Genomic DNA, 19,138 nt, shown 5'->3' with positions numbered 1-19,138 from the left:
ATAAACCCATGTTTAAATCAATTTAGCAACATACATGTCATCTGTAAACTTTGTATCGTTATATCATCATGCCCCATGCGGGTTGTTAACGTTTGATATTAATGGTACAATTTTATATGCTAACCAAACACTGTTAACCTGGCTGGGCAAAACTGCGGAGGCTGTTATCGGCACTAAGTTTACCGATCTGTTAGAAAAAGGTGGCAAAATTTATTATCAGCTTTTTGTACATCCGCTGTTGCAGCTTAAAAACGAAGTTAATGAAGTTAACTTGTACATTAATTCTGCCAGGGGGGCTATGCCTTGCTTGTTTAGTGCTTCGTTATTTACTGAGTGTGACACGACAGAGCTGGTATTTAATGCAACCTTATTTAAAGTAGCCGACCGCAAAAAGTACGAAGAAGAGCTGCTTATGAAAAAGAAGCAGGCAGAAGCGGAGAATGAGGCACAAACCGCTACGCTGGAGGAAGTAGCTTTTGCCCAATCACATTTGGTGAGGGCTCCCTTGGCCAATATATTGGGGCTAATATCGCTGTTGGAGCATATTGACATGGATGAGGAAGGCAAAAGCATTGTACAAATGGTGCAAACCAGTGCAATACAGCTCGACAAAAAGATCAGAGCGCTAGCAGATAAACTCAATTCCTGATGTTTTGCAGGCAAACAAACCTGCACATACCTCAAACCTTTCTTACATTACTTCATATAGTATCGTTTTGGCGAAATTCGGTATAGGTATCTATTATTGAAGCTGCAATTGTTTCTGCAATCTGCTATCTTTGCCCACTTTAAATAATTTTTATAATGAGCTTTGTTGAAGAATTACGCTGGAGAGGCATGCTGCATGATATTATGCCCGGAACCGAGGAACTGCTGAATAAAGGTATGGTATCGGGTTATATCGGGTTCGACCCAACGGCTGATTCCCTGCATGTGGGCAGTTTGGCTACTATTATGACGCTGATTCATTTTCAGCGTGCGGGCCATAAACCTTATGCTTTGGTGGGTGGAGCAACCGGTATGGTTGGCGACCCGTCCGGCAAGTCTGCTGAGCGCAGCTTGTTATCTGAGGATGCTTTGCAGCATAACTTGCAAGGCATTCAAGCCCAGCTTGAGAAATTTTTAGATTTTACTAGCGGAGCTAACAGTGCTGAAATTGTAAATAACTACGATTGGTTTAAAGAATTCTCTTTCCTGAACTTTATACGCGATGTAGGCAAGCATATCACCGTGAACTACATGATGGCTAAAGATTCGGTGAAAAGCCGTTTAACAGGAGATAGCGGCATGTCATTTACGGAGTTTAGCTACCAGCTTATACAGGGATACGATTTTTATTACCTGTGGAAAAACAAAAGCTGTGTATTACAAATGGGTGGTAGCGACCAGTGGGGCAATATTGTTACCGGAACTGAACTGATACGCCGTAAGGATGGCGGAGAGGCTTATGCCTTGACTACCCAACTGATTAAAAAGGCAGATGGTTCTAAGTTCGGTAAATCCGAAGGTGGTAACATCTGGCTGGATCCGGCTCAAACCTCGCCTTACAAATTTTACCAGTTCTGGCTTAACGCGACTGATGAAGATGTAAAGAAATTCATCAGGATATTTACCTTGCTTAACCGCGAAACTATCGAAGCCATGGAAACAGAGCATGATGCAGCACCGCACCAGCGTTTGTTGCAAAAGGCGCTGGCGAAGGATATAACCATCCGCGTACATGGCGAGGCTGCTTACAATAAGGCAATCCAGTCATCAGAGTTTTTATTTGGCAATACGGGTATTGAGTTTTTAAGCGAACTTAATAACGATGAGGTATTGGGTATTTTTGAGGGTGTACCAAATTACACGGTTAGTCGTGCCGATTTGGAGGCCGGTATAAATGTTCAGGATCTGTTGGCGGTTAAAACATCGGTTTTTGCCTCAAAAGGCGAAGCTAAAAAGATGATACAGGGTGGGGGAGCGGCTATTAACAAAGCCAAAATCACATCGCCCGACAGTGTTTACCAATTAGACAGCCTGATTAATGATAAGTTCCTGGTTGTGCAAAAGGGTAAAAAGAATTATTTTTTGATTGTGATTGAATAATTTGTAAATGCGACAAATGTGATTTATATTTGGATAAATGTCGTATAGTAAAAAACATATTGCTCAAAATGAGGTTAATGAACCAATGGCAGCTTATATCACTACTGATTCTGTAACCTCATTTTATCATTTGCTTACAGGTGTAAAGCCGGCTAAGTCTTCTTCCGATTTCGATGTGATCAGGCTGGCGCGGCAGGGGCTGCCTAAGAAAGTGCTTACCTCACTGGCGCAAAAGATATCCCTTACCTTACAGGAACTGGCAGGTATTATGCATATGAGCGAGCGCACCTTGCAGCGCTATGAAGATGATACGGTTCTAAAAACCGAGTACGCTGAAAAGGCCGTTGAACTGGCCCGCCTGTATACCCGCGGTGAGGAAGTATTTGGCTCTATGGATAAATTTAAAGGCTGGATGAAAACTCCTGCACATGTATTTAAAGGCGAAACTCCGGTTTCATTATTAGATACATCAGTTGGTTTTGATTTGGTACTGCGTGAGTTGGGCCGTATTGAGCATGGTGTTTTTGCCTAATGCTGTTATACCGTATTGCTAAATGTAACTATATAGCCGACCTGAGCGGCACCGGTGCCCGGCTTTACGGTGGCCGCTGGAACAGCATTGGCCGCCCTGTGGTTTACCTTGCCTCTTCACGCGCCTTGGCCGTACTCGAAGTACTTGTACATTTATCACCTACCCTGATACCCGATAATTTTTGCCAGGTTACCGTTGAGGTGCCTAATGACGATGTGCAGATATTAGATCTGAAAAAATTACCACCAAACTGGCAGGAATACCCTGAACCTGCACTGCTGAAAACCATAGGCGATGCCTTTATTAAAGCCAATAAGCATTTATTGCTTAAAGTGCCATCTGCAGTGGTAAAAGAGGAATTTAATTATCTACTTAATCCTGCCCACGTGGCTATGCAGGCCGTTAAGATTGTTGATCAACAAGTGTTTAGTTTTGATGAGCGTTTGATCTCATAACGTATTGTTTAGCTTTCGTTTAACCGTCTTTATTGGTTATTGACGCTCTGGCAATGCGCTGTTCACTTTCTTTCCCATATTTAAAAACGGGCGCTCAAAGGCCAAAAAGAAGCCATAAGAAATCAAAATCATAATGGCGGTACCTAATAAAACCGACACCATACTAGCTGTAAAAAGATTAAGGTGTAAGGGTGCTAAGATATATTGTGATAAAACTTGTAAGAGAGGTGCGTGTACTAAGTAGAGGCTAAAAGAAAAAGTTCCTACAAACGCCAGCGGCTTCCAAGATAATAATTTATTTAACCATGTGCTTTGACCTGTGGTATTTGGTAAAGAACAAATTACCAGGAACAAAGTGAACATTATGCCCAATACAACATCCAGTAGATTATTAAACAAGTGAACGATTAAGGGATTGTCACTTTGAGCAAAGATTTTCAGGATTAATACAAAACCTGTAATTATGATAAAAATCAGGTATCGGATGCTTTGTTTGTTAATAAACGCGGTCCTGATTGTTGTAGCATAATTTCTTGAAGAAAACACAATGTCGGCAGCTAACATGCCCAATGTAAATAATATTATAAACGGACTAACTCCCGTAAAGCCTAAATTAATATCACTGTTGTACAGCGTTCCGTAATAAAGAATTAATGTGCCTGTTGCCGATATAACTATAGAAAGGAGTAATGTAGGCAATGCACCCCATTTTTTCCAGGCAAGCACTAACAACGGAAAGAAAAGGTAGATACGGAATTCGACAGCAACTGACCATAAAACATGGTTTATACGAAGGTGAGAAGAGAAGAAAAAATCATGTATAAGTAATAAATGATATAAGATATCCTGCTTGGTTACAGGTAAGCTAACATCCCAGTGTAAACCTGTTTTATTACCAATTAGCCAAATAATCAGCATCATTGAAAATGCGACAGATATATAATATGGGGGTAAAATCCGTAGTGCTCTGCGTTTCAAAAAGGTCAGCGTTCCGCCTTTTAAAAGATAATTGTTCCGAATAACGCCCAACATAAGGCTAAAACCTGAAAGCACAATGAATAAAACAACAGCATAGTGTCCTTGCGACAAAAGCAATATAACTATACGTTTTAGTCCGGTTAATTTATACTCATAAAAGCCTTTTAAATGGGCACTTTCTGAATCGTAATATTGCAACATGGCATGGTGCATAACAACATAAATGGCTGCTAAGGCTCTTAGTCCGTCAAGAAATAGTATATGGCTTTGAAGTTTATTTTTAGCTTGCACAGGATGGAAAAAGTCAAATATACGTAAAATGTTAAATTTTGTTAAATAACTAAAGTCTTAGTTGTTAACTAAAATATTAGTTATATTTGTGATGTAATTGCTGTGGAGCTGACCCATAGCGGTATTATCACAATTTAACAGATTTAACGATATGACACCTAAACCTTATCTTACAATTTTTTTATTTCTCTTAGCGGTTATAGTAAAAGCCCAAAAAACTGATACCGCACAGGCCATAGTCCACTACAAATTTACGCACGTACGCGATACCACTAACCGCGATAAGCCCTTGGTTGAAAACATGATGCTGCTTGTGGGTAACCAAGCCAGCGCTTACAAAAGTTATGATCGTAAGATGCGCAGTGAGCAAATGCGTAAAAATATTGCAGAACAAGTAGCATTGGGTACCGGGCAAATGAAAATTAATTCGACCGCCGGAGGTTTGGGACCCGATGTCGAATATTACCAATACCCGAATGAAAAAAAACTGCTTGTTAAAGAGCGCTTAGTGAATAATTATGTGGTTGAGGAAAAATTGCCGGTTCTAAATTGGAAAATAAGTCCGGATACGGCAACCATCGGCGGCTTGCAATGCCAAAAGGCTACCACGCATTTTAAAGGACGCGATTATACCGCTTGGTTTTGTGCCGATTTGCCTTACCGCACTGGTCCGTGGAAATTGCAGGGCTTGCCAGGCCTTATTGTAGAAGCCACAGATGCAAAAAAGGAAGTTATATTTAAGTTTGATGGTTTTGAGAAAGTGGACAAAAGTGCATCGCAAGCGGTTACTACTGCTGCACCGACTGGTCCGGGTGGCCGTACAATTATGTTTGGTGGCATAGATGATGCCAGTCAGAATGAAAATGTAATTGCTTTGCCGGCCAACGCTATTAAAGCCACAGCAAAAGAACTCAATGACCTGAAAGAAATCAGGAAAAAAGATCCGCAAGCATTCTTTCAAATGCAAATGGCATCTATGCAATCACAAATGGGCGGTCGGGCAGGCGGTAATGTCTCATTTAACACGGGTGGAAATGTTAGCGTTTCGCCGTATTTTAGTTTCAAAACAACTTCAGGCGGGGGAGCACCGGTTGTTGAAAATAATCCTATCGAATTACCTGAAAAATAATGGTAAAGGTAATTATAGCGATCGCAAGCTGTATTTGTATCCTTTTCTTCTCTAAAACAGGCGTAGCCCAAACTATAAAAGGTACAGTTACAGATAGCACGGGTAAGGTGGTGCCTTATGCCAATGCTAAACTTATGGCAGGCGGGAATTTGATCATTGCCTTTTCGGCCACCGATAATAAGGGCACTTATAGCCTTACTATTCCTGCAGACGCTAATAAGAGCGGACTGAAGGTGGAGATCAGTTCTGTTGGCTTTAAAAAGCAGAGCAAGGATATTACCAGTGTATTGGCATCTTACAACTTTGTGCTGCATAGCTCGGTAAACCAGCTACAGGCGGTTACAGTAAAAAATAAGGCACCGCGCTTAAAGGTGAAGGGAGATACGCTTAGCTACAGTGTAGCCGAATTTACCAGCCCGCAAGACAGGGTGATTGGTGATGTAATCAAAAAGCTGCCGGGTATTGACGTAGATGGTAACGGTAAAATATCATACAACGGCAAAGCCATCTCTAACTTTTACATTGATGGCGATAACCTGCTGAATGACAAATATAACATTGCAACCAGTACTATACCTAGCGCTGCGGTTGATAAAGTACAGGTGCTGGAGAATAATCAGCCGGTTAAAATGCTGCGCGATAAAGTGGTAAGCGATGATGTTGCGCTTAATGTTACCCTGAAAGATAACGCTAAAATGCAGTTGATGGGCCAAGGCAACTTAGGTGGTGGCTTACCTGGTAAGTACGATGGTAACATCAATGCTATGATGTTTAAGGATAGATACAAAGCCATTAATTATCTAAAAGGCAACAATACCGGTGTTGATGTACAAAATGATCTTGTTTCGCACAATTTAACAAGTTACTTGGGCCGACTTGATAATAATAAGCCGAGTAATTTATTATCATTAGGAGCAGCCGGTAACCCCAGTTTGCCTACTAACCGGTACTTGTTTAACCAGTCGGGGCTTATAAACCTGAACAACCTGGTTAATATACAAAAGGATGTGCAGCTACGGGGCAACCTTTCTTACATGCGCGACAGGCAATTGCAGAACTATGTAAAGCTCCGTGAAACTTATTTGCTTGGCGACACCATCCGTTATACTGAGTTACAGGATAATCGCCGCCGTCCTGATCTGCTGCATGCTCAGGCTACCTTAAACATTAACAAGTCCAACTACTACCTTAACAATACCTTGCTTACGGATTACGAGCGCTATCAGTCCTTTTCGGCGCTCAACACCAATGGCATTGGTTCAGATCAGGGACTGAAAAACAGCCGGTTCGATTTTTCGAATGAGATGAACCTTATGAAGACTTCAAAAGCGGGTAATATTTTTGAAGGCTACTCTTACATTAACCGGTTAACCAACCCCGAGAACAGGGTGCTGCAACCAGGCATCAACCAGGATGTGTTCAACCAAAATCAGCCTTATGCACAGTTAGTTCAAACAGCTAATATACCTACCTGGTTTACACACAACTACTTGTCATTTAAGCACCCAGGTGCCAAAATCACACAGTCATACCGTGCCGGGTTCAATTTGCAGTTTCAAAATTTACAGTCGATTTTAACGGTTGTGCAAAGTAATGGCAATACTGTTGCAGCCAGCAATAATTCGGCTAATAACCTCGACTGGTTTAAAAGCAAGATTTATACTGAGGCGGCGTTTGATATGCCGGGCGAAAAATGGAAGCTGAATGCTCGTTTACCGCTTACCTGGCAGCAGATCAACTATTCGGATAACTTGTACGCGCTTGATAATTCGTTTAAACGCTTGTATTTCGATCCACAATTATCAGTACGGTACAATACTACAGCCGAGCAGTATGTGAGCGCTTCATACGGTTACCGTAATAACATAGGCGATATCACCCAGGCTTATCGGGGAGATATACTTACTAATTATCGCTCATTGAATGCCAACAATGCCGACCTTACTGAGACCCAAACACAAACCATTGGCTTAGGTTACAACTACCGCAAGGCTATAAAAATGTTCTTTTGGGGTGTAAACGCAAACTATAGTCATACAAATTTGAATAACATAACATCGGCTGTAATTACAGAGAACTTTCAGCGCCAGATTGTGCTGCCTTACGCTAATGAAATGAATATGCTAACCGTTTCGGGTACGGTAAGTAAATTTGTGTACAGTTTGCATACTACCTTTAACGGTGGTTACTCCTGGCAAAACAACAAGCTAAACCAATTTTTGAATGGTTTGATGCTGCCTTACAATACCATAACCAATAGCCTTAATTTAGGGGCAGAAACCAAGATCAGCAATAAAATTAATTTAAGCTACAAAGTATATGCTACCCGCACTAACAGCCGATCGTCGGTAACGGGGGCAAGCCCCTCTGCATTCACCCAAATGCAGCACCAAGGCGCTATCAATTATAATCCAACAAACAATTTCTTCCTGAAATTATCAGGCGATCATTACTACACTAGCCAGAGTTTGCGGGATGATCTCAATTACTCATTCGCCGATTTTTCGGCCCGGTATAAGATCAATAAACGGAATCTTGATTTGGAGCTTAACGTGCTCAATATTTTTGATACCAAAACTTACAGTATGCCATTTTTAACAGCCAACAATTTTACCAACAGCGTTTACACGCTCCCCGGCAGAATGATGACGTTAAAAGCAGCGTTTAAATTTTAAAGAAGTCTCTCTCAATGCTGTATGGAGCGCTTTAGTGTACCATTAAAACCGTTGTCATCTTTAACGATAGCAAGCGATCTTTTAACCTGGTAAGCTATCGCTGCAAAATTCTCGTTAGCGCTCGAAATAACAATTTGTTTAAAAGCCCTTTTCCGGGACAAGGTTTGGAAAGGGGCTCTATTTTTTATTGAGATTTGTAATGATCCGGTTCAATACATTAATGGTCGCATTATATTCCTCGTTGGTAATGCCTCTCATCATTTGTTTAACCTGTTGCTCGTACGTTGCGGTAACATCATCAAAAAGTTGCTTGCCGGTATCTGTAAACTTAAAATTGCTATAATCGGGTTGTATCCAGCCGCGCGCAAGCAGGTTATCAATAACGCCTTTAAGCCGTTCCAATTTTATAAAGTATTTAATTTCCTCGTGGTGAGCTTCTATATTTATAAAACCGTTAGTATCGATAGTGCGCAGCACCATCCAATGATACCGCGTAATGCAATATTGATCAAAAGCATTTTCAAAAAAAGCAGTAATAAGTTGGTCGGCTTCTTTCAAATACCAGCCAATAGGCTTTTGCCCAGCAGGTGCACCAGAAGGGATCATAAATTGTTAGTTACAGATCACTTAACAATTCAAGCTTCTTTTGGTTGTACTCTTCTTGTGAAATAAGGCCGTTATCAAACAGCATCTTTAATTTTTTAAGTTTTTCTGTCAGTTCATCTGGCTTTGGCGGGGCAACAAACTCCGGAACGGGAGGCGGCGTTTCAACCGGTGCAGGTCTTGGTGCAAAAAGCTGCTCAATAGGTTTTTCAACAGGAGCCGGAGCCGGTGGTGGCGTCACTGGTGTATGCTGTATTTTTTGCAGTTCTTCGCGTTTGCGCTCATTCTCGCGGCATTCTTGCGAGAATTGGTATAATTTACGGCCTTGCACCTTAGGCAAATAATCAACGCCCATTTCGGCACCTTGCGTAGTTTTAACTGTAAACACCGAGCCAATGATCTCCTCTTTCATGTTCACATCGGCAATGTCTTTCCATATAAAGTCCACAAACTTTAAGGATAGGCCCAAGTTTGCTGGTGTAAAGAACAACACTCTGCGGTTAGTTACCACCACACAATCGGGCAGCAGGTTCACTAAAGGCTTTTTCTGGGTGCCAATGTACAAGGTCTCCTCGCCGGGCGGAAGCAGTTCTGTAAGGCGGGTATATACTTTTTCGACCGCTTTGGGTTCCTGCTGGTCGTTTAAAAATTTTTCGATCATAAAAGATGAATAACTTATTGCAACCAAATGTAATAAAAAAATGGCCTTTCCAAATGCGGTGCAATAGGTGGCTCATGAAATCTCCCCAGGCAAGGAACCTCAGAAAAATGTCATCTCAAATAATAATGAAAGATCTTTTTCATACTGGCTAACTAATCTTGTTAAAAAGATCTCGTGTTAGTACTCAAAATAATATATTGGTTTATCTTATTCTGAACTCTCGCTCTTAGGGGCGGTTTGAAAGACGCCTAAGCGATCAATAAATTACACCCCCTGATGTCCGAAAAATCAAAACGACCCAATATTTCAAATGACTGGTCATCATAAATCTTACCTAAATCCTGAGTAGCAATAAAAGAACAGGAATTGATGTTAGCCAGATCAATCACATTAATACCGCCTGTTTTGCCCAAACCTACATAGCTGGCCGGGTCATTGGTATCGCGTGTTTGAATACGCATCCAGGGCGGGCAATTAAAATTGCCGTAACCTTTAGAGTATGCCTGCGATAGTAATTCTGTCATGCCGTACTCCGAGTGGATCGCCTCAACGCCAAAGCCTTGGCATAATATGGCGTGCAATTCCTCTCGTATCATTTCCTTGCGGCGGCCTTTCATGCCACCGGTTTCCATTACAATTAGTTGAGGGAAGTTAATGGGGTAGCATTCCACAAAATCAAGCAGGGCGAAGGTTACGCCAATAAGCAGGGTAGGTGTGCCCGATTGTTTCAATTTCAACAACTGCTGTTGTAAATCTTCGTGATTGTAAAGATAAAAGCCGCTGTCGGGGTGGGCTGATTGTTTGATCAGATCGTCGGCCATGTAAACCAGCGAAGAACCCGCCCGCTCTAAATAAGCGGGTAGTAGCGCTAAGATGCAGTACTGTTTAACATCACCATAAAATAATTCAAACGCCTGCCTGAAACTTTGCTGGTACCAGCTTACATCGGCTATATAATGGCTGCTGGTGATCATGCCCGTAGTACCCGAACTGGTAAAGATAAGCTCCGGGTCGTGGGTAGTACTTACCACTTTATGGTTCTTAAAAAACTCAATAGGCAGAAAAGGTATATCAGTAAGCTGTTTAACAGATTGCGGATCTATATTTAATCCTTGAAGAAACTGACGGTATATATCGCAGTTATGAGCCTGATAAGCAAAAACTTGCAAGGCCGCCTCATTAAATTGCTGCTCGTTACTGATAGAAAATATGTGCTGCGGTAGCGGCTTTTGCATGTGCAAAGATAACAAGCGTTAGGTTGTGAGCGTTATGTAATGGGTATTGATTACAGTGCGTCAACAAAAATATAATGCATGTTATTGTTAATGCACCTGTTATTATCCCTTATTCAACACTAAAAATCTATACAATGAAAACGTTAAAATTATTATCTATTCCGTTGCTTTTAAGCTTGTTTCTGGTACTTACCTCCGCTCAAAGTGCAGGTAAGGAAAAAGAAACCGAGCGTATACAAAACGCTACCAAAGTGCTTAATACGTTTGCCGGTTCAGACGAAACCATTCCGCAGGAACTGCTTAAAGTTACAGAAGGTATTGTAGTGATTCCTAAAATGATTAACGCCAGTTTTGGCATAGGCGGCAAACGTGGTAAAGGGATAGCTACTGTGAAGCTGGCCGACGGCACATGGAGCAATCCTGTTTTTATTACACTTACAGGCGGTAGTATCGGCTTTCAAATCGGCGTGCAGTCGGTAGACCTGGTATTGGTATTTAAAAACAAAGGGGTGTTAACCCAGGTAAAAAATGGCGACTTTACCATTGGTGGTGATATATCGGCCGCTGCTGGTCCGGTGGGTCGTAGCTCAAGCGCGAGCACTGACCATAAATTGGAAGCCGAGGTTTACTCTTATTCACGTAGCCGAGGTTTATTTGCGGGCATCAGCGTTAATGGTTCTAATCTGGCCATCGACAAATCGGCCAACGCCAATTTCTATGGCGCTAACATGACCTCCCAGCAGATTTTTGAAACCAGCAAAAGCAGCGCTGCACCCGTTACGGCTTTAAAGACAGCTTTAAAAGGATTGTAAACGAATGCTTAACATGAAAGCGCATTTCATTAATGAGATGCGCTTTTATTGAACCAGTTAAATTTAGCTATAAAAGTTAAGCTTGTTAGAAGTGCTACACACAATAGCGTTAATAAAAAAGGATTTAAATAGGATTTCTTTTGGGACTCACATACTGTATTGACGGTAGGGTCGCTTTTTAAGTAGGACACACAAACTGCCGAGTTGGAGTTGTAATCAGGCTGGTCAGACGAACCGCTATATAATCGGTTATCTACATAAAACTCGTATGTAGTACGGGTAATTCTACTCTCTTCAATGATTACCTTAGCTGTCGTGTATGAAGGAGCAACCGATATTGATTTAATAACATCATTGTTGTGCCAGGTATTATATATGTTTAAAATTAAGAGGATCAATAGCAGTGAGGCGCAGCTGATGTACAACGCTTCTGAGGAGTACTTATAATGTAATTTATTGACCTCTAATGTTTGTGAACTTTTTCTAACGGCAATATGCCCCTTTTTAGCCTTCATTTATGAGTGAGGTTTACCTGATCATTTTGAAAAGCCCGTTTTACATAAAAGCCTGACAAGGCGGCCAGTCCACCCACTAAACCGCCAATAAATGCGGTGGCCAAAAGTAATATCATCCAATGAGGCAAACCCATTAATGCGGCTACTCGGTTAGCCAGCATATGGTTGTTAGGCACGCTTTTAAATAAGGCGAGTATTACCCAAACACAAAACACAGCTCCAAAACCTGATACAAACGCCTGGGCAGGCCGGTAACCGGCATATACGGTTGCTGCAAAAGCAATGATGGCTACCGCCCACCAGGGCAGTATATAGCTGGTGGCTAAGCTGAGTACAAATATAATTATGAAAAGCATCTTGGTTTAGTGTTTTGGTATTACTGTTTCTTTTTCAGTGTTAAGGTCGATTTAATTCGATTCGATTTTTCAGCAGCCGATTGCAAAAACAGCAACTCGTTCAACCTGCCATCTTTCCACGTTTGCAGCAAATCGGTATAATAAAAGCTACCGGGATTGCCCGATTCGCCGCCTGGAAAAATTCCATATCCTTTTACCTGCGGACCAAGCTGTACCACCATACGCCATGATGGTCCGCTGCTGCCGGTTATCGCATTAACTACACCGCCCCAGCCGCCTGTTTCAAAAAGCCCCGATCCTAAGCCCTTCTGCCGGGTAAGGTGTTCTATTTCAACCGGCCGTACCTTACCCCATTGCCATGAGGGGCCTGGTTGTCCATGTTTGCTGGTCAGATCTTCTAAGGCCAGGGTAAAAGCCTTATTTACTATATCGGCACAGCTTTCGGTAACTGATGTGCTAACATCATCAAACCACTTGGCGTTAGGTTGTTTTAGCAGCAACTGTATAGTTTTATCGCGCGATGGCCATTTTAATGTGTTACCCGGCGTATCAAACTCATCTTTCCAGGTGAGGGTGTAAAAATTAGCCCACCAGTTATTAAAAATGCTGGCGCCAATAGAGTTGGCATCAAACCGTAGATTCCACTGTTTTATATATTTGAGCGCTTCGTTCTGGTTGCCATCCAGCTCGGTTGGGTCAATATATTTCAACAAGGCAGGTAATATATCCCGGGCCGTAATGCTGTAAGTATCCATTTGCAGCAGGCGCATACTATCTACCGTTATTTTGTTCATGGCAGCCAGTCGGCTATTGATGCGTGTTCCGCGCTGGTAGCCGGCAAACTGCCAGTTAATGTAATATGGATAAGTTGCATCGGTTGAAGACTGGTTGGCCGAACTTACAAAGCCCCGCGGCGGATTTTTAACGGTTGGATTATGTTCATTAGGTATCCAGCCCTGCCAGCTGTTGGCCGGGTCGGTGCCGTCTAAAATGTACTTGCCTTGTTCCTTAAACTTTAAGGGGAGTTTACCGTTAGGCGTAATAGCTATATCATTCTCTGAACTGGCAAAAACAAAGTTTTGGGCCGGAGCCGCATAATAAGTAAGTGCACGGCGGTAGTCGGCATAATTTTTTCCCTTGTTGAGCAAATAGAAGGCGTGCAACTCATCAGATTCATCATGCGCTACCCAGCGTAGCGCCGCACCAACCGGAACATTACTAAACGATTTCTTAGTTTTCTGCAACGTATCTTCATACACAACCGGGCCAAAATGGGTGTAAATTACATTTTCTGTCACTGGCTGTTTGCCTTTAACCTTAATCACTTCTGTACGGCGTGTAGTTTTATTCCAGCGGTTGTTGTACCAATATTCGTTTTTAGCGGCATCTTTAAATTTAACCTGGTACCAGTCCAGCACATCGGCATCCACATTGGTTACGCCCCAGCTAATTTTTGAGTTGTAGCCTATAATGATGTTAGGTGCTCCCGGTAACGATACGCCATATACGTTTATACCCGGTGCAGATAACTGCATCTGGTACCATATGGATGGAAAGGTAAGATTTAGGTGTGGGTCGTTAGCCAGTAACGGGTAGCCGGTGGCGGTTTTGCTGCCCGATACTGCCCAGTTGTTGCTGCCAATTCCTTCCACACGTTCTTTAGGTTTACGGTTTTCCATTAACAGTGCCTTGAAACTTGCCGACGGTTTTGGAATAGTTAAAGGTTTAAAATTCCACCTGGTGCCTTTAGGAATAATAGGATCTTCCTGGAAATACTGATCCGGAAAAAGGTCTTGGGTAACAGCAGCACCAAATTTGTTTAGCGTATGGGTCATCTCCATATCGTCCGATCCGCCTGCGAGCGTTTCCGACATAATTTTTAGTAAAAGGGCGCAGTTTATGGGCTTCCATTCTTCAGGTTCGTAATTCAGCAATTTAAACTCAACCGGGTAGTTACGTATAGTTAAGTTGCGGATGTATTGATTTATACCTGCAGTATAAGCCTCTACTACCATTTTGGTTTGCGGATTCTTCATCATTCCCCGCAACGAGTTTTCGGCACCGTAAACCATTCCCATGCGGCGGTGGTAACGGTCTACCTCTAAAACATCGGGCCCAATCACCTCGGCCAGCCTGCCCGCCGCCTGCCGGGTTTGAATATCCATTTGCCACAACCGGTCTGACGCCGTAACATAGCCCTGTGCGTAATAAAGGTCATGCTCGTTCTTGGCAAATATGTGCGGAATACGGTTCTCGTCATACCGGATAATGACTTCGTCTTTCAAACCGGCTAAATGCAACTCTTCTTCTTTAATGATGTTCTTACTCTCGGCGTTTTGCCAAAAGCCGGTAGCCGGGTTTAAAAACTTACCTACAGGCGGCACCGGGCCAAATTTGGTTTGCAATGCCCATATAAGCGCCACAGTGAGCGTCAGCGAAAATAATGCTCGGATGTATTTCATGAAAGGTTGAACAAGGGTAACAAAGCAGCTGAATGTGCCTGGCTTATACAATACAGAATGGGTGACTATTGTTTTATAGGCTTCCATATAGGCAATATACAAACCAAACCGGCAAAATGCTGTAATATTGCTAACATAATATTATGTCAGCAACAGTACCTCATAAACTGGTTATTTACCAGCTGTTACCGCGGTTATTTGGTAATACCAACACTGCTAACAAGTTCTATGGCTCTGTAACCGAGAACGGTTGCGGAAAGTTTAACGATATTACAGTTAAAGCCCTTACCCAGATCAGCTCCATGGGCTTTACCCATGTATGGTACACCGGCGTAATTGAACACGCCACCATGACTGATTATTCGGCCTACGGCATCCGGCCCGATGATCCGGATGTGGTTAAGGGCCGTGCGGGTTCACCTTATGCTATTAAGGATTATTACGATGTGAACCCTGACCTGGCAGTGAACATACTTAACCGCGTGGCCGAGTTTGAGGCGTTGGTAAACCGTACACATGAGCAGGGGCTGAAGGTAATTATTGATTTTGTACCAAATCACGTTGCCCGTACCTACCAATCTGATGTTAAGCCGGCTGGCGTGCGCGATTTTGGCGAGGATGACGATGTAACGCAGGCGTTTAGTGCAGTTAATGATTTTTATTACATACCGGGCCAACCTTTTGTAGTACCACAGGGCTACGAACCAGGCGGGGCAGACTTTAGCAGTCCGTTGAAGGATGGTTATTTTAATGAAAACCCGGCCAAAGGAACGGGCGATGATGTGTTTACAGCCAGCCCGTCTATCAACAACTGGTTTGAAACCATTAAGCTCAATTACGGCGTTGACTACCGTAACGGCTACCACATGCACTTTGATCCAATACCGCCGGTTTGGCATAAAATGATGCATATTCTAAGGTTTTGGGCTAACAAAGGCATAGATGGTTTCAGGTGTGATATGGTAGAATATGTGCCCTCCGAGTTTTGGGCGTGGATTATTCCACAAATGAAAGAACGCTATCCGGAGCTGATTTTTATCGGAGAGGCTTACCAGGCGGAACAGTACAGGAATTACCTGTTTAATGGTGGCTTTGATTATCTGTACGACAAGGTGGGACTGTATGATGCCGTAAAACGTTTAACACGCAACGAGCATGGTGCAAGTACCTGGGAAATTAATAAGGTGTGGAACCATGATTGCCGGGGCTTTGACCACCGCATGTTGCGCTTTATGGAAAACCACGATGAGCAGCGCATAGCGTCTCCGTATTTTGCCGGTGATGCCTGGCTGGCCGTACCCGGCATGATTGTAACGGCTACCCTGGCCAATGGACCAGTAATGATTTACTTTGGGCAGGAGGTAGGTGAGCCTGCCACTGAAGCCAGCGGGTTTAGCGGAGCCGACGGGCGCACTACAATATTTGATTACTGGGGTGTTACAGAGCACCAAAAATGGTTAAATGGCGGTACTTTTGATGGTGGTCAGCTGTCGGCCAGCCAGCAGCAGTTGCGTAGCTTTTATAGTAAATTGCTTAACCTGTGTAACACGTGCCCGGCCATTTACGAAGGTAAGTTTTATGAACTGATGGTAGCCAATGAGCGTAACGCCGGGTTTAACCCTGGTGTTTACTTATACCTGCGCTATACTACTGAGCAACGCATACTTATTGCCGTAAACTTTAACCGGCACAATAACCCTATAACTATCCAATTGCCGGATGATTTGCGGCAGCAATTGACAATAGGTAATGAAGGTATGTTTACCGACCTGTTAAGCGGTAACGCTTTCGATGTTGCAGATATAGCCGGTGGCTTAGCTGTTACACTGCCTGCCGCAGGTGGTGTTATGCTGAAGTTTTAGCAGGGTAAGAAAGGCTCAGATTCTGCAGATAAATTATCTTCATGACAACATAATCGGAATTCGAACTCAAAAAATAAACGCCACCCTAGGGTGGCGTTTATTTTTTTTGGTAAACCTCTTATTTAATCTCTGCTATAAAGGGTAAACGGGCTTGTGGTATGCGCATCATTTGCTTTACGCTTTTGAGTTGCTGGTAGTAAGTATAGTTGTCGCCCAGCTCGGCTTTCACCAAGTGTGCCTGTACGCGGCTTTGTACGTCACTGCCAAAGCTCTTAAACAAACTCTTTTGTTCAGGGTAGGGTACAACATTGTAATCTTTAATCTTAGCTTTTTTGGCGGCGCTAGCAATAGCGTCATTAATATTACCCAGCCGATCAACCAGGCCAATTTTCAGGGCCTGTTCGCCGGTCCATACACGCCCCTGACCTATGCTGTTAATATAGGCCTGTGTTTTGTTGCGGCCTTTTGCAACAGCATTGGTAAAGTCATCGTAACCGCGGTTTACCTGTGCTTGTAAAATGGCGCGCTCTTCGGGTGTAAGCGGCCTGCTCACATCTCCCAAATCCGAGTACTTGCCGGTTTTTACACCATCAAAAGTAATACCCAATTTGCCGTTAAAAAACTTTTGCATGTTAGGCAGTATAGCAAATATGCCTATAGAGCCGGTAACAGTATTGGGTTCGGCAAAAATAGAGTCGGCTGCACAGGAGATATAGTAACCGCCTGATGCGGCATAATCGCCCATGGACACAATCACAGGTTTAACTTTTTTAGTCAAGCTCACCTCACGCCAAATCACGTCTGATGCTAATGAACTGCCACCAGGTGAGTTAACGCGTAATACAACGGCTTTCACCTTGTCATCCAACCTTACTTTACGCAGCGTGGCCGAAATGCGGTCAGAGCCGATGGTGTTGTCATCGCCATTGCCGCCAGAAATTTCGCCCGATGCATAAATCATTGCAATCTGGTTATCCGGACCTTTATCATCGTCATCCTTATCCTTGCTGTCGGTGTTTTTAGCATACTCTTCAATGGCAACACTGTTCAGATCTTTTTTCAGTTCAATACTCGTGCGTTTTTTTAATTCGTCCAGCACTTCATCTTTATACTTCAGGGCATCTACCAGTTTGTATTTTACGGCATCCTCAGGGTAGCGAACATTTAAATTGTAAGCAATGTTGTACAGGCTGTCCTTATTTAGCTTACGGCTGGTGCTCACACCGGTCAGGAACTGGTTGTATAACGATCCCAGGTAAGAAGTTACCTGCTGACGATTGGCATCGCTCATTTTTTCCAAAAAGTATGGCTCAACTGCACTTTTGTAGGTGCCTACCTTAATGATTTGCGCCTCAATACCTAATTTATCCAATGCGCCTTTAAAAAAGGTAACCTGCGAGCTCATGCCACCAAAATCAAAATAACCTTTGGGGTTAAGGTACACTTTATCGGCAACCGATGCCAAATAGTAAAAACCTTGGGTGTAGGTTTCAGAGTAAGCTACGATGAACTTTTTCGACTTCTTGAAATCAATCAGCGCATTGCGGATTTCCTCAGTTGTAGCCTGGCCCGACAGCATATAGCTATCAGTTAAATAAATGCCTTTAATGTTGTCGTCTTTCTTGGCTTTTTTAATACTGGCCAAAATATCATTCAGGCCAACACTTTTGTCGTCATCAAAACCTAAAAAATCAAGTCCGGCAAGCGGATTATTAGGCGTGCGTTCCGGAACGGCATTTTTTAAGGATATCGTAAGTATGGAATTGTCTTTAACATTTACATCCTTATCACCACTGGCCGAAGCTACTATGCCAACTACTAAAATCAGCATAATAACACCTACTATAAACATACCAACTACGGTGGCGAGTACGAACTTGAAAAATTGTTTCATTAACTATTTTAAATGATTTATCTATGCAAACTTAATAATAGAGTACAATATATGCTTTAGAGCACAACGTATATTATTTGTTACAACATGGTAAAGGTTTATTTGTTATTGGGCAGTAATTTAGGCAACCGGGAAAATTACTTAAAGCAGGCCGAAGGTTGCATTGAAACCGAAGCCGGCGCCGTTTTACAATGCTCGGATATATATGAAACGCAAAGTTGGGGAAAAACTGATGCGCCCGATTATTTAAACCAGGTTTTGTTGATTAAAACTACCCTGCCTCCGCAGGAATTATTAGCCAGATTGTTGAGCATTGAATTGATTTTGGGGCGAAAACGCGAAGAGAAGTGGGGCGCACGTACCATCGATATTGATATTTTATTTTATGGAGATGAAATTATTGAGGAGCCTAACCTGGTTATACCGCACCCCGAAATGCATAACCGCAGGTTTACGCTGGAACCGCTTGCCCAAATAGCGCCTGATCTAATTCATCCAACACTACATCAAACCATAACTGAACTTAAAAATAACCTGAAAGATAAATTAGACGTAAAAAAAATATATTTTTGAAGTACAATTATTAGCCC

17 protein-coding genes are annotated in these 19,138 nt (G+C 42.7%); 9 read left to right on the top strand and 8 right to left on the bottom strand.

Annotated elements, in window-relative coordinates; all coding sequences use genetic code 11:
• Window positions 1–34: 34 nt before the first annotated feature.
• The 4 genes from ABDD95_RS15320 to ABDD95_RS15305 all read left to right on the top strand — a co-directional run bounded on the left by ABDD95_RS15320 (window position 35) and on the right by ABDD95_RS15305 (window position 3,075).
• The gene (locus ABDD95_RS15320) at window positions 35–649 is read left to right on the top strand and encodes a PAS domain-containing protein (RefSeq protein ID WP_345948214.1); all 615 of its coding nucleotides are present in this window, start codon (window positions 35–37) and stop codon (window positions 647–649) included.
• Between the two features lie 155 nt (window positions 650–804).
• Window positions 805–2,088: a tyrosine--tRNA ligase gene (gene tyrS / locus ABDD95_RS15315; RefSeq protein ID WP_345948213.1), complete on the top strand. Its 1,284-nt coding sequence runs from the start codon at window positions 805–807 to the stop codon at window positions 2,086–2,088.
• 37 nt (window positions 2,089–2,125) lie between these two features.
• On the top strand, window positions 2,126–2,620 hold the full coding sequence (locus tag ABDD95_RS15310; RefSeq protein ID WP_345948212.1) for an antitoxin Xre/MbcA/ParS toxin-binding domain-containing protein: 495 nt from the start codon (window positions 2,126–2,128) through the stop codon (window positions 2,618–2,620).
• Window positions 2,620–3,075 carry an RES family NAD+ phosphorylase gene (locus ABDD95_RS15305; protein WP_345948211.1) on the top strand — a complete coding sequence of 152 codons (456 nt, stop codon included), beginning with the start codon at window positions 2,620–2,622 and terminating at the stop codon, window positions 3,073–3,075. The genes ABDD95_RS15310 and ABDD95_RS15305 overlap by 1 nt, the downstream gene beginning before the upstream one ends.
• A 36-nt stretch (window positions 3,076–3,111) precedes the next feature.
• On the opposite strand, the gene ABDD95_RS15300 is transcribed toward ABDD95_RS15305, so the two are convergent.
• Complete coding sequence (locus ABDD95_RS15300; protein WP_345948210.1) at window positions 3,112–4,344, bottom strand: acyltransferase; 1,233 nt, start codon at window positions 4,342–4,344, stop codon at window positions 3,112–3,114.
• Window positions 4,345–4,495: 151 nt separating this feature from the next.
• Between ABDD95_RS15300 and ABDD95_RS15295 the strand changes: the two genes are divergently transcribed.
• Window positions 4,496–5,473: a GLPGLI family protein gene (locus tag ABDD95_RS15295; RefSeq protein ID WP_345948209.1), complete on the top strand. Its 978-nt coding sequence runs from the start codon at window positions 4,496–4,498 to the stop codon at window positions 5,471–5,473.
• Window positions 5,473–8,148, top strand: a complete 2,676-nt coding sequence (locus ABDD95_RS15290; protein ID WP_345948208.1) for a hypothetical protein — start codon at window positions 5,473–5,475, stop codon at window positions 8,146–8,148. The genes ABDD95_RS15295 and ABDD95_RS15290 overlap by 1 nt, the downstream gene beginning before the upstream one ends.
• 177 nt (window positions 8,149–8,325) lie before the next feature.
• On the opposite strand, the gene ABDD95_RS15285 is transcribed toward ABDD95_RS15290, so the two are convergent.
• From ABDD95_RS15285 to ABDD95_RS15275, 3 genes are all read right to left on the bottom strand, one after another.
• Window positions 8,326–8,754 (bottom strand): hypothetical protein, encoded by a 429-nt coding sequence (locus ABDD95_RS15285; RefSeq protein WP_345948207.1) that lies wholly within the window; start codon window positions 8,752–8,754, stop codon window positions 8,326–8,328.
• A 10-nt stretch (window positions 8,755–8,764) separates the two neighbouring features.
• Window positions 8,765–9,412 carry a PH domain-containing protein gene (locus tag ABDD95_RS15280; protein ID WP_345948206.1) on the bottom strand — a complete coding sequence of 216 codons (648 nt, stop codon included), beginning with the start codon at window positions 9,410–9,412 and terminating at the stop codon, window positions 8,765–8,767.
• A gap of 248 nt (window positions 9,413–9,660) precedes the next feature.
• Entirely contained in the window at window positions 9,661–10,647 is a 987-nt protein-coding gene (locus ABDD95_RS15275; protein WP_345948205.1) for an acyl transferase, read from the bottom strand.
• A gap of 134 nt (window positions 10,648–10,781) precedes the next feature.
• Here ABDD95_RS15275 and ABDD95_RS15270 point away from each other — a divergent pair, with 134 nt between their 5' ends.
• Complete coding sequence (locus tag ABDD95_RS15270; RefSeq protein ID WP_345948204.1) at window positions 10,782–11,459, top strand: lipid-binding SYLF domain-containing protein; 678 nt, start codon at window positions 10,782–10,784, stop codon at window positions 11,457–11,459.
• 29 nt (window positions 11,460–11,488) lie between these two features.
• Here the strand turns inward: ABDD95_RS15270 and ABDD95_RS15265 are convergent, their stop codons facing one another.
• Genes ABDD95_RS15265 through ABDD95_RS15255 form a run of 3 tightly spaced genes read right to left on the bottom strand, consistent with a single transcriptional unit; the run spans window position 11,489 to window position 14,792 of the window.
• Complete coding sequence (locus tag ABDD95_RS15265; RefSeq protein ID WP_352432912.1) at window positions 11,489–11,974, bottom strand: hypothetical protein; 486 nt, start codon at window positions 11,972–11,974, stop codon at window positions 11,489–11,491.
• Window positions 11,971–12,330 (bottom strand): hypothetical protein, encoded by a 360-nt coding sequence (locus tag ABDD95_RS15260; protein WP_345948203.1) that lies wholly within the window; start codon window positions 12,328–12,330, stop codon window positions 11,971–11,973. The genes ABDD95_RS15265 and ABDD95_RS15260 overlap by 4 nt, the downstream gene beginning before the upstream one ends.
• Before the next feature lie 20 nt (window positions 12,331–12,350).
• On the bottom strand, window positions 12,351–14,792 hold the full coding sequence (locus ABDD95_RS15255; protein WP_345948202.1) for a penicillin acylase family protein: 2,442 nt from the start codon (window positions 14,790–14,792) through the stop codon (window positions 12,351–12,353).
• Window positions 14,793–14,935: 143 nt separating this feature from the next.
• Here ABDD95_RS15255 and ABDD95_RS15250 point away from each other — a divergent pair, with 143 nt between their 5' ends.
• Window positions 14,936–16,654: an alpha-amylase family glycosyl hydrolase gene (locus ABDD95_RS15250; protein ID WP_345948201.1), complete on the top strand. Its 1,719-nt coding sequence runs from the start codon at window positions 14,936–14,938 to the stop codon at window positions 16,652–16,654.
• 118 nt (window positions 16,655–16,772) lie between these two features.
• Here the strand turns inward: ABDD95_RS15250 and sppA are convergent, their stop codons facing one another.
• Window positions 16,773–18,548, bottom strand: coding sequence for a signal peptide peptidase SppA (sppA, locus tag ABDD95_RS15245; RefSeq protein ID WP_345948200.1), 1,776 nt, complete (start codon window positions 18,546–18,548; stop codon window positions 16,773–16,775).
• Between the two features lie 87 nt (window positions 18,549–18,635).
• On the opposite strand from sppA, the gene folK reads away from it, so the two are divergent.
• Window positions 18,636–19,121 (top strand): 2-amino-4-hydroxy-6-hydroxymethyldihydropteridine diphosphokinase, encoded by a 486-nt coding sequence (folK, locus tag ABDD95_RS15240; RefSeq protein ID WP_345948199.1) that lies wholly within the window; start codon window positions 18,636–18,638, stop codon window positions 19,119–19,121.
• The last annotated feature ends 17 nt before the right edge of the window (window positions 19,122–19,138 follow it).

It is taken from the genome of Mucilaginibacter sp. PAMB04274, from assembly GCF_039634385.2.
In the GTDB taxonomy this organism is placed as follows: domain Bacteria; phylum Bacteroidota; class Bacteroidia; order Sphingobacteriales; family Sphingobacteriaceae; genus Mucilaginibacter.
This window is presented reverse-complemented; position numbering and strand designations above follow the sequence as displayed.

Excerpts from the sequence above, each read along its gene's own strand:
- ABDD95_RS15270 (WP_345948204.1), top strand. The coding sequence starts at position 10,782 with ATGAAAACGTTAAAATTATTATCTATTCCGTTGCTTTTAAGCTTGTTT.
- ABDD95_RS15295 (WP_345948209.1), top strand. The coding sequence starts at position 4,496 with ATGACACCTAAACCTTATCTTACAATTTTTTTATTTCTCTTAGCGGTT.
- ABDD95_RS15255 (WP_345948202.1), bottom strand. The coding sequence starts at position 14,792 with ATGAAATACATCCGAGCATTATTTTCGCTGACGCTCACTGTGGCGCTT.
- ABDD95_RS15260 (WP_345948203.1), bottom strand. The coding sequence starts at position 12,330 with ATGCTTTTCATAATTATATTTGTACTCAGCTTAGCCACCAGCTATATA.
- ABDD95_RS15265 (WP_352432912.1), bottom strand. The coding sequence starts at position 11,974 with ATGAAGGCTAAAAAGGGGCATATTGCCGTTAGAAAAAGTTCACAAACA.
- ABDD95_RS15290 (WP_345948208.1), top strand. The coding sequence starts at position 5,473 with ATGGTAAAGGTAATTATAGCGATCGCAAGCTGTATTTGTATCCTTTTC.
- ABDD95_RS15250 (WP_345948201.1), top strand. The coding sequence starts at position 14,936 with ATGTCAGCAACAGTACCTCATAAACTGGTTATTTACCAGCTGTTACCG.
- folK (WP_345948199.1), top strand. The coding sequence starts at position 18,636 with ATGGTAAAGGTTTATTTGTTATTGGGCAGTAATTTAGGCAACCGGGAA.
- ABDD95_RS15275 (WP_345948205.1), bottom strand. The coding sequence starts at position 10,647 with ATGCAAAAGCCGCTACCGCAGCACATATTTTCTATCAGTAACGAGCAG.
- sppA (WP_345948200.1), bottom strand. The coding sequence starts at position 18,548 with ATGAAACAATTTTTCAAGTTCGTACTCGCCACCGTAGTTGGTATGTTT.
- ABDD95_RS15320 (WP_345948214.1), top strand. The coding sequence starts at position 35 with ATGTCATCTGTAAACTTTGTATCGTTATATCATCATGCCCCATGCGGG.
- ABDD95_RS15305 (WP_345948211.1), top strand. The coding sequence starts at position 2,620 with ATGCTGTTATACCGTATTGCTAAATGTAACTATATAGCCGACCTGAGC.
- ABDD95_RS15310 (WP_345948212.1), top strand. The coding sequence starts at position 2,126 with ATGTCGTATAGTAAAAAACATATTGCTCAAAATGAGGTTAATGAACCA.
- tyrS (WP_345948213.1), top strand. The coding sequence starts at position 805 with ATGAGCTTTGTTGAAGAATTACGCTGGAGAGGCATGCTGCATGATATT.
- ABDD95_RS15280 (WP_345948206.1), bottom strand. The coding sequence starts at position 9,412 with ATGATCGAAAAATTTTTAAACGACCAGCAGGAACCCAAAGCGGTCGAA.
- ABDD95_RS15285 (WP_345948207.1), bottom strand. The coding sequence starts at position 8,754 with ATGATCCCTTCTGGTGCACCTGCTGGGCAAAAGCCTATTGGCTGGTAT.